The following is an 8,678-nucleotide window of genomic DNA, read 5'->3' on the forward strand; positions in this document are numbered from 1 at the left end:
GCGACAGGGAATGATCGTGAAGGCGCGGGCGATGACCGGGGACCCAGGTGGCGTCAGCGGTTGCGCCGCACGAAAACGCGCACAACTTGTCCGTGGAGATTTTGTCGGCCTCCCGACCTGGGTCCCCGGTCTTTCGCCCACCGTCGCTGCGCTCCGACGGGCTCGCCGGGGATGACAATCGTGGTGACCTGCGAGCCCACGCCGTACCGCGCCGGGGATGACAATCGTGCCCCGCACGCGACCTCGCGCCGCTTTGATCTTGCGGCTGGCGCGGGGCTTGTTCGCGCCATGGAAGCGTTCCTCGTCACCTTTGGCGCCGTGGCCATCGCCGAAATCGGCGACCGTACCCAGCTCCTCGCGCTGATGCTGGTGTGCTGTTACCGCAAGCCCTGGCCGATTCTGGCCGGCATCCTGGCGGCGACGCTGATCAACCATCTGTTGGCCGGCGTGATCGGCATCGTGCTGGCTGATTTTCTCAAGCCGCATCTGCTCTACAGTGTCGTCGCGGTCAGCCTGTTTGTGATGGCGGGCTGGACCCTGATTCCCGATGGCGAAGGGCGCAAACCCGATTGCTCGGCCGGCAACGTCTTTGTGGCGACGCTCGGCATCTTTTTCATGACCGAGATCGGCGACAAGACCCAGATCGTCACCTCGACGCTGGCGGCGGGCTTTCACAATCTGTTCGCGGTGGTGGCGGGCTCGACGCTCGGCCTGTTCGTCGCCGATTCGCCGGTGGTGCTGCTCGGCAACGCCTTTGCCCACCGCCTGCCGCTCAAGCTGATCCGCCTCGGGGCGGCGGCGATCTTTGCCGTGCTGGGGGTTGTCTTCGCCGTGAAGGCCTATGCCGGCTGACGCCGAGGCGTTAGCATCGCGCCAACGGGGAAGGGCTCGCGATGAAAGCTGCCACGGTGTTATGGACGGACGTGCCGGAGGCGCAGGATTTTCCGGCGGCCCACGATTATCTTTCCCTGATCATGGCCGACACCGCCGCCGCGCTGGTGAAGAAGCTGAAAAAGGGCCGGCTGGTACGGCGCAAGGCCAAGGACATTCTGCGCGCCTCGGGCGTCAAGCTGCTGCCGCGGGATAATCCGCATGTCGCCCGCGACCTGAAGAAAGTGCGTTCGGGGCGGCCGCTGTCGCCGGTGCTGCTGGTGCGCGGCGAGCGGGCGAAAAACATCCCGCTGACCATCGCCGATGGCTATCATCGCGTCTGCGCCGGTTGGTACGTCGACGAGAACGCGCTGATTCCGTGCCGGCTGGTGTGAGCGGTCAGTGCTTGGGCCGGTTGAGGGCGTCTTCGACCCAGCGCGCCACGATCAGCAGCAGCAGGATCAGCACGGCGCCGACCACGACCAGTTGCCAGCGCCCCAGCCCGCACGCTGCGCCCAGCGCCGCCGCGGTCCAGATCGCCGCCGCGGTGGTGAGGCCTTCGATATTGCGGCGGTGATGCACGATCACCCCGCCGCCGAGAAAGCCGAGACCGGCCAGCGCCCCTTGCAGGACGCGCGAGGCACCGGCGCCGCTGTCGAGATCGTGGACGGCCAACACCGCCAGCGCCACGCCGACGGTGACGAGTCCGATGGTGCGCACGCCGGCCGATTTGTGCCGCAGTTCGCGGTCGAGCCCGATCGTCGCGCCCAGCACCGCCGCGATGCCCAGCCTGAGGCAGATTTCCATCCAATCCATGCGCCGGACCCTTGAGTCTTCCCGGTCAGTATAGGCGCGCTGCCGCCGACGCGCTCGAACGCGATGCCGGCGCATGGCCCGCGACGTGCGGGCCATCCAGGTGTCATCCGGCACAACCTCTCAGCTCGCGACAGATTTGACCCCGCAGTTGCGGACGATGACCGTGTTGGGTGATGATTTCGCATCAAAGCCCGCCGCTCCAGCGCCGTGCCGAAAGGAGCAATCCGGTGCCCGCGAATTCCCCCGGCCCTGCGATGCGGTCCGCCGAGCGCCCCCGTCAGTGCTCAACGTGAGTGACGAGAATGCCGTCGAAGACGATCCGCAGCGAGCCATAGCGCCACAGCTCGGTATGCGGCGGTATTTTTTCGATGCGGTCGGGATCGCCGCGTGATTCCAGCACTGCCTGCTTGCTCATGCCGATTTCGATGCGGTGGCTTTCGATCGCCTCGGCGACGCTGGTGCCGTACTTGTCGACCAGCAGCTTGTGCTTGGCCTGCCGGCGCGCTTCGGCGGCCGCTTCCTCCGCCCGGCGCTGGGCTTGGGCGGCGGCGATATCGGCTTGGCGCTGACGTTCCGCCGCCGCGGCCTGTTCCGCCAGGGCCTCCTGGCGGGCCTGTTCGGCGGCCGCTTCGGCCCGGCGCTGCTCTTCGGCCTGGCGCTGCTGTTCGCGCAGATTGGAGACGATGTTGTTGCACGAGTTGACATAGTCGGCGACCCGCGCGTCGTTCGGCCCGATCGCCTTGTTGGCGAGGATGTTGGGCGAGATGTTGTAGCGCTGCACCAGGCAGTCGCGCACATCGGGATCGACCTGCTGCCAGGCCTTGCGGGCGTTGTCGATCATCGCCGCGCCGATGATGGCGCCGAGGATGCCGCCGATGGCCTCGGCGGTGCCGTCGTCCTGGGCCCGCGCCGGCGGCGTCACCGCCACGCCCGATGCCAGCAGCGTGGCCACCATCAAGCCGATTCCGGCGTTGCGGAAACCGAACAGTCGTTTCATGGCGCCCCCCTGCCGTTCACGGCGTTTTGGTTTTGTCGTCTTCCAGGGAGCCCCGCATGGCTCGCGTATGGTCTTCGATGGCGAGGAAGGCGAGCAGCAGCGAGATGAACATGAAGAAGATGAAGGCGCCGCCGGCAGCGACCAGCTGGCGATTGCGTTCGAGTATGGCGAGGAACGAGGACTGCTCCGCCTTGGCCGCCGCGATGGCGTTCTGGGTTTCGACGCCCTCCTTGGCCAGAGTGGTCGCCTCGACTTTGGCGCGCACGTCGTTCCAGCCGTCGCAGACGCCGAGATAGAACTGCTCGAGCGTCGATGCCGACAGGCGGCCGCGAATATGATTGAAGGCATGGCGGTAGTTGGCGACGAACAGATCGCTGTCGCTGCGCTCGCCGCAGCGGGCCGGCAGCGCTTTGGCGCGCTGGAAGGCATCGACGTATTTGGTGCCGTGGCTGGGATCGACGATATGGGCGATGTCGAGCGCCAGCGCTTCGAGCGGCGTCAGTTCTGGATCGGGCGCTTGCGAGGTGGTGCCCGGCGGCGCCAGATGGAGCTTGATGACGATGTCGGCGGGCGCCGAAATGTTGCCGAACCGGTCGCGCATGATCACCTTGATGCGGTAGCTGCGGGTCTGGCGCGATTTGATCTGCTTGAACGCCTGATTGACTTCGCTCACCAGGGCAGGCGAGGGCTGCAGCCCCGAATGGCCGGCGACGTCCGAATAGGGCGCGCGGGTGAACTTGGCGGCATCGGGGCCGCCGATCACGTCGACGTCATCCGGCGGCAGGGCGATGCGGTTGGCGCTGACGGCTTCGAAGTGGCCGAAAATCTCGGTGCCGCCTAGGGCCTGGGAGACGACATAGACGCTGTTGGAGAAGCTGATGTTGGTCGGGGGCGCGAAATGGGCGTCGATGATCGACAGGTCGATCGATTGCGTGTCGACCTGGTAGACGGCCGGCACCTTGACCTGCTTGGCCGGCATCAGGCTGCGCACTTCGTAGACGCCGGCGGCGATCAGGGCGATCAGGGCGATCAGGATACTGATGACGGCGACGGCGAGATACAGCGCCCTTGCGGCGACCAGAATGAAATTGCCGTGCCGCTTGGACGGATTCGCGCTGCTGGACATGATTGGACCCCCTTACCCCAATCACGATCATACCAGACGGCCAGCAACCCGCGGCGCGTGCGCTATGATACCAAACAACGCACGCGCGAATAATTCTCACTAGCGAGGCGTTGCCGGCACCAGCACGAGCTGGAACGCCGACAGGTCGATGGTGAGGTTTTCGCGCGCCGCTTCCGAGATTTGCAGGAACACCCGGTCGCCGTAGCGCGTCAGCCGGGTCAGCAGCTGTTCGAGATCGCCGAGGCATTCGATCGGCAGGGTGTCGGCGGCGAGCAGGATGCGGGTGCGCGACTGGCGCAGCAGTTTCTTCAACTGGGGCCGCGCCTTCTTGATCGCGACGAAACTCCAGGCATCGTCGAGGCGGATGTTGAGGCTGGGCAGGTCGGCGTATTGGCGGCCGATCCACACCGCGCCCTGGCGGACATAGCGGGCGATCCGGCTCCTCGCATTCTCGATCAGGTGCAGGTCGTCGCTGAAGCTGCACCACAGGTTTTCGGCGGCGAACTTGCGCATCGACAGGCCCGCGATCCAGTCGGCGATCATGGTCGGCACCAGGCGCGGACGGGTCAGCGGCCAGGTCCTGAGGAAATGCCAGACGCGCACCGGTCCGCCCGGGATCAGGCCCTTGGTAATCAGCCGCCCGAACAGGCCGAGCGTCTCGGCCAGGGTGTAGCCGCCGCGATAGCCGGTTTCGCCCATGAAGCGCAGCTTGTTGGCGATGCGGGTGGCGATGCCGTTGTCGGTGAGCAGGCGGCGATAGACGTCGGCATAAAGCCGCTTCATCGTCTCCTCGCTCATCGTCTTGTGGACGACGTTGCTCATCACCGAGGTGTTGTCGGTTTCATCGGCAATCGCGCGCAGCCGCCCTTCACGCTCCAGGCGTTCATAGAGCGGAGTTTTCGGCAGCGCCGCCAGCCGCCCGATCATCGCGGTCTGGATGCCGGACGCGGTGATGAAGCGGTATTGCTGCTCGAAGGTGGCTTCGCTGTCGTTGTCGAAGCCGATGATGAAGCCGGCCAGGACTTCGATGCCGCGCGAATAGATGCGGCGGATCGAGGTCAGCATGTCCTCGCGCAGATTCTGCGACTTGCCGGTCTCTTTCAGCGACGCCGGATCGGGCGATTCGATGCCGATGAACACCCAGTTGAAATTGGCGGCCTTCATCAGCCGCATCAATTCCTCGTCCTGGGAAAGGTTGATGGAAACCTCGGTGCCGAACGAGAACGGACGGCCGTTCTTCGTCTGCCAGTCGGCGATGTAGGAGAGCAGCAGCTTGGCGGCCTTCTTGTTGCCGATCATGTTGTCGTCGACGAAGAAGATCGAGGAGATGCCGAGGCCGTTCAAGACGTCGAGTTCGCGGCCGATCTGCTCCGGCGATTTCAGCCGCGGCTTGCGCCCGAACATCACGATGATGTCGCAGAATTCGCAGGTGAACGGACAGCCGCGCGAGAACTGCAGCGTGGCGTTGGCATAGAGCTTCAGCTTCAAGAGATCGAAGCGCGGCACCGGCGAATCCGTCAGTTCGACCGTGCCGGTTTCCTTGTAGAGCGGTTTGGGCGTGCCGGCTTCAAAGTCGCGGCAGAATTCGGGCCAGATGTATTCGCCTTCGCCCGACACCACGGTATTGGCGATGCCTTCGTAATTCTCCGGGCACAGCGAGGCGGCGGCACCGCCGATGACGACGTAATAGCCGCGCTCGCGATAATAGGCGATCAGCTCATGCTGGCGCGTTGCCTGCACGCCCATGCCGCCGATGCCGATGATGTCGGCTTCGGGATTGACCGGCAGGGCTTCCACATTCTCATCGACGATCGCAACGTCCCAGTGCTTGGGCGTCAGGGCGGCGACGGTGGCGAGCCCCAAGGGCGGATTGAGCGCGCGCTTGCCGGGCAGGATGGTCGATACCGCCCATTTGAAGCTCCAGAAGCTTTCGGGCACGCGCGGATTGATCAGCAACAGACGCATTCAAAGCCTCGCCACGAACGACGGTGTGATGACGGAAGAACCTGCACCCGCGATGTGTCAAGACAAAGAATGCAGGCGTGCCGCTCACCAAGTTGCGACTGCGCCGGATGTGCGCTCAGCGCGCCGCTTTCCGCATCGCATTTAACCGTACGGTTAAATGAAGGTTTGTTGACCGGGGCCGCTGCGTGGCCCCTCACAACCAATCCGATATCCAGCTTGACGGGTGCGCGCAGCCTTGCTTCTTTAACCACACGGTTAAATAGGAAAATCCCGTGCCGCCAATCCGTACCCCAGTCCGTCGCAGGCCCAGCCGTCCGCGGCCGGAGCATCCCCGGCCCGATCATCTCAGCGACACCTTTGCCGCGCTCGCCGATCCGACCCGGCGCGCCATGCTGGTGGCGTTGGCCGATCGCGACCATCGCGTTGGCGAGCTGGCGGCGCCGTTCGACATTTCGCTGCCGGCGGTGTCGAAACATCTGAAGGTGCTGGAAGCGGCCGGGCTCGTCTATCGCAGCCGCAAGGCGCAGTACCGCCACTGCCGCATCGACTCGTGGGCGCTGATGCCGGCGGTGGAATGGCTCGGACAGTTTGCCCTGCTGTGGGAAGCGCGCTTCGACCGCATCGAGGATTCGCTGGCGCAACTGCCGGCGCGCGGCAAGAAACGCGCCCGCCGCAAATAGCTGCCGCGGCGACACCGTTGACCGCTTCCGCGTTATGGGTTGATATCAACGCAAAGCCCCGGGAGGTGTCATGGCACTGACGCTCTATTACCATCCCTTGTCGTCCTACTGCCACAAGGCGCTGATCGCGCTTTACGAGAACGCGACCCCGTTCGAGCCGCATCTGGTCAATCTGCGCGAGCCCGCCGAGCGCGCCGCGTTCGTGGAGATCTGGCCGATCGGCAAGTTTCCGGTGCTCAAGGACGGCGACTGGGTGGTGCCGGAGTCCAGCATCATCATCGAATATCTCGATCAGAATTATCCCGGCGCGACGCGCTTTCTGCCTGCCGAGCCGCAACTCGCCCGCCAGGTGCGCATGCGCGACCGCTTCTTCGATTTCTATGTCAATGACGCCATGGGCAAGATCGTCGCCGACCGCTGGCGGCCCGAGGGCAAGAATGATCCCCATGGCGTCGAAGACGCCCGCCGGCGGCTGGAGACCGCGCTGAAACTCGTCGACGAGGCGATGGCGACCAAGACCTGGGCGATGGGCGAGGCCTTCACGCTCGCCGATTGCGCCGCCGCGCCGGCCCTGTTCTATGCCGACAGGGTGGCGCCGTTCGCCGCGCGTCTGCCTCATGCCGCCGCCTATCTCAAGCGGCTCTGCGAGCGGGCGTCGTTTGCGCGCTGCCTTACGGACGCGGCGCCCTATCTGGAAATGATGAAAGGGCAGTGAGCCCGGTGCGCAAACCGTCGCCGTCGCCGGCGAGGGCGCGTTCCAGCCGCCCATGTTCGCGTTTCCAGATCGGCACCGCGGCGGACAGCAGCGCTTCGCCGGCGCGCGTCAGGATCAGGCGACGGCTGCGGCGGTCGGTCGTGTCGATCTTGATGGTCACCAGCCGGCGACGCACCAGCGGCTTCAAGGCAGCGGTCAGCGTGGTGCGATCCATCGCCAGCAGGTCGGCGACGTCCTTCATGGTCGGCGGGGCGGGGCGGTTGAGGCTCATCAGCAGCGAGAACTGGCCGCTGGTCAGGCCGACGGGCCTCAGCGCGTCATCGAAGCGGCGCGCCAGGGCGCGGGCGGCGCGCTGCACCTGCAGGCACAGGCACGCATCGCGGACCAGGCGTGTCGTGGCGTAAGGGACCGGCTTTTCGGCGACCATGCCGGATTATAGGTTGATATCAATCTAATGTTCAACTACACACGAATGCGGCAAAACATCAGCCGCAACGGGAGAACGCCATGTACGTCACCCCCTACATCTTCTTCGCCGGCAACTGCGCCGAAGCGCTCGCCTTCTACGAAAAGACGGTCGGCGCCCATGTGGTGTCGCGCACGACCTACGGCGAATCCCCGGCCAGGGAGCACTTCCCGAAGGAAATGCACGACAAGGTGATCCATGCCACCCTGATGATCGGCAACTCCGCGATCATGGCCTCCGACGATGGCTCGCCCGAGCGGGCGGCGCCGGGCGGCTATTCCTTGACCCTCAGCGTCGATACCCCCGAGGTGGCGCGGCGCGTTTTCGAAGGCCTCGCCGCGGGCGGCACCATCACCATGGCGCTCGACCAGACCTTCTTCGCCGACGCCTTCGGCGCGGTCCACGATCGTTTCGGCATCCGCTGGATGGTGATCGCCGAGAAGGCGCACTGACCATGCCCGCCATCACCCCGTTTTTGTGGTTCGATCGCGAGGCGGAAGCGGCGGCCCATTTCTACGTCGCCATTTTTCCCCATTCGAAGATCACCCGCCTCACCCATTACGGGCCCTATATCCGCGAGCATATGCCCGACCGCGTCGGCGAAGTGATGACGGTGGAATTCGAGCTCGACGGCAAGGCGTTCGTCGCCCTCAACGGCGGGCCTGAGCCGAAATTCAACCACGCGGTTTCGCTGTCGGTCGCTTGCCGGGACCAGAACGAGATCGACCGCTATTGGTCGAAGCTCACCGACGGCGGCAAGGAGGTGGCGTGCGGCTGGCTGACCGACCGCTACGGCCTGTCGTGGCAGATCGTGCCCGAGGACATCGGCGTCATCACCGGCTCTGAAAAGGCGATGGCGGCGATGATGGGCATGGTCAGACTCGACCTCGCCACCCTGCGCCAGGCCGCCGCCGAAGACAGATTCTCCTGAGACCGGCGCCCCGCGACGGAACCCGCCCCTGTGCCGCGTTCAACCGCAAACCACCCGGAGGATGCCGTGCAGACCCGTTCGCTTGCTCTCGCCTTTGTTGCCGTTCTGTCGC

11 protein-coding genes are annotated in these 8,678 nt (G+C 65.3%); 6 read left to right on the forward strand and 5 right to left on the reverse strand.

Going from position 1 to position 8,678, the window contains the following annotated elements; genetic code table 11:
• Nucleotides 1-288: 288 nt before the first annotated feature.
• Nucleotides 289-852: a TMEM165/GDT1 family protein gene (locus AC1P6P_RS17265; RefSeq protein ID WP_481403686.1), complete on the forward strand. Its 564-nt coding sequence runs from the start codon at nucleotides 289-291 to the stop codon at nucleotides 850-852.
• A gap of 41 nt (nucleotides 853-893) precedes the next feature.
• On the forward strand, nucleotides 894-1,265 hold the full coding sequence (locus AC1P6P_RS17270; RefSeq protein ID WP_481403687.1) for a hypothetical protein: 372 nt from the start codon (nucleotides 894-896) through the stop codon (nucleotides 1,263-1,265).
• A gap of 4 nt (nucleotides 1,266-1,269) precedes the next feature.
• On the opposite strand, the gene AC1P6P_RS17275 is transcribed toward AC1P6P_RS17270, so the two are convergent.
• From AC1P6P_RS17275 to AC1P6P_RS17290, 4 genes are all read right to left on the reverse strand, one after another.
• Nucleotides 1,270-1,686: an MgtC/SapB family protein gene (locus AC1P6P_RS17275; RefSeq protein ID WP_481403688.1), complete on the reverse strand. Its 417-nt coding sequence runs from the start codon at nucleotides 1,684-1,686 to the stop codon at nucleotides 1,270-1,272.
• A gap of 277 nt (nucleotides 1,687-1,963) precedes the next feature.
• On the reverse strand, nucleotides 1,964-2,683 hold the full coding sequence (locus AC1P6P_RS17280) for a hypothetical protein (protein WP_481403689.1): 720 nt from the start codon (nucleotides 2,681-2,683) through the stop codon (nucleotides 1,964-1,966).
• Between the two features lie 16 nt (nucleotides 2,684-2,699).
• Nucleotides 2,700-3,809, reverse strand: coding sequence for a hypothetical protein (locus AC1P6P_RS17285; RefSeq protein ID WP_481403690.1), 1,110 nt, complete (start codon nucleotides 3,807-3,809; stop codon nucleotides 2,700-2,702).
• Nucleotides 3,810-3,908: 99 nt separating this feature from the next.
• A complete protein-coding gene (locus AC1P6P_RS17290; RefSeq protein WP_481403691.1) occupies nucleotides 3,909-5,774 on the reverse strand; it encodes a B12-binding domain-containing radical SAM protein in 1,866 nt (621 codons plus the stop codon).
• Nucleotides 5,775-6,046: 272 nt separating this feature from the next.
• On the opposite strand from AC1P6P_RS17290, the gene AC1P6P_RS17295 reads away from it, so the two are divergent.
• Together AC1P6P_RS17295 and AC1P6P_RS17300 are read left to right on the forward strand one after the other, a co-directional pair.
• A complete protein-coding gene (locus tag AC1P6P_RS17295) occupies nucleotides 6,047-6,454 on the forward strand; it encodes an ArsR/SmtB family transcription factor (RefSeq protein WP_481403692.1) in 408 nt (135 codons plus the stop codon).
• 70 nt (nucleotides 6,455-6,524) lie between these two features.
• On the forward strand, nucleotides 6,525-7,169 hold the full coding sequence (locus tag AC1P6P_RS17300; protein WP_481403693.1) for a glutathione S-transferase family protein: 645 nt from the start codon (nucleotides 6,525-6,527) through the stop codon (nucleotides 7,167-7,169).
• Here AC1P6P_RS17300 and AC1P6P_RS17305 read toward each other — a convergent pair.
• On the reverse strand, nucleotides 7,126-7,596 hold the full coding sequence (locus AC1P6P_RS17305; protein ID WP_481403694.1) for a MarR family winged helix-turn-helix transcriptional regulator: 471 nt from the start codon (nucleotides 7,594-7,596) through the stop codon (nucleotides 7,126-7,128). The genes AC1P6P_RS17300 and AC1P6P_RS17305 overlap by 44 nt on opposite strands.
• 80 nt (nucleotides 7,597-7,676) lie before the next feature.
• Between AC1P6P_RS17305 and AC1P6P_RS17310 the strand changes: the two genes are divergently transcribed.
• A complete protein-coding gene (locus tag AC1P6P_RS17310) occupies nucleotides 7,677-8,087 on the forward strand; it encodes a VOC family protein (RefSeq protein WP_481403695.1) in 411 nt (136 codons plus the stop codon).
• 2 nt (nucleotides 8,088-8,089) lie between these two features.
• Nucleotides 8,090-8,566, forward strand: a complete 477-nt coding sequence (locus AC1P6P_RS17315; protein WP_481403696.1) for a VOC family protein — start codon at nucleotides 8,090-8,092, stop codon at nucleotides 8,564-8,566.
• Nucleotides 8,567-8,678 lie beyond the last annotated feature (112 nt).

Source organism: Rhizomicrobium sp. (genome assembly GCF_056722145.1).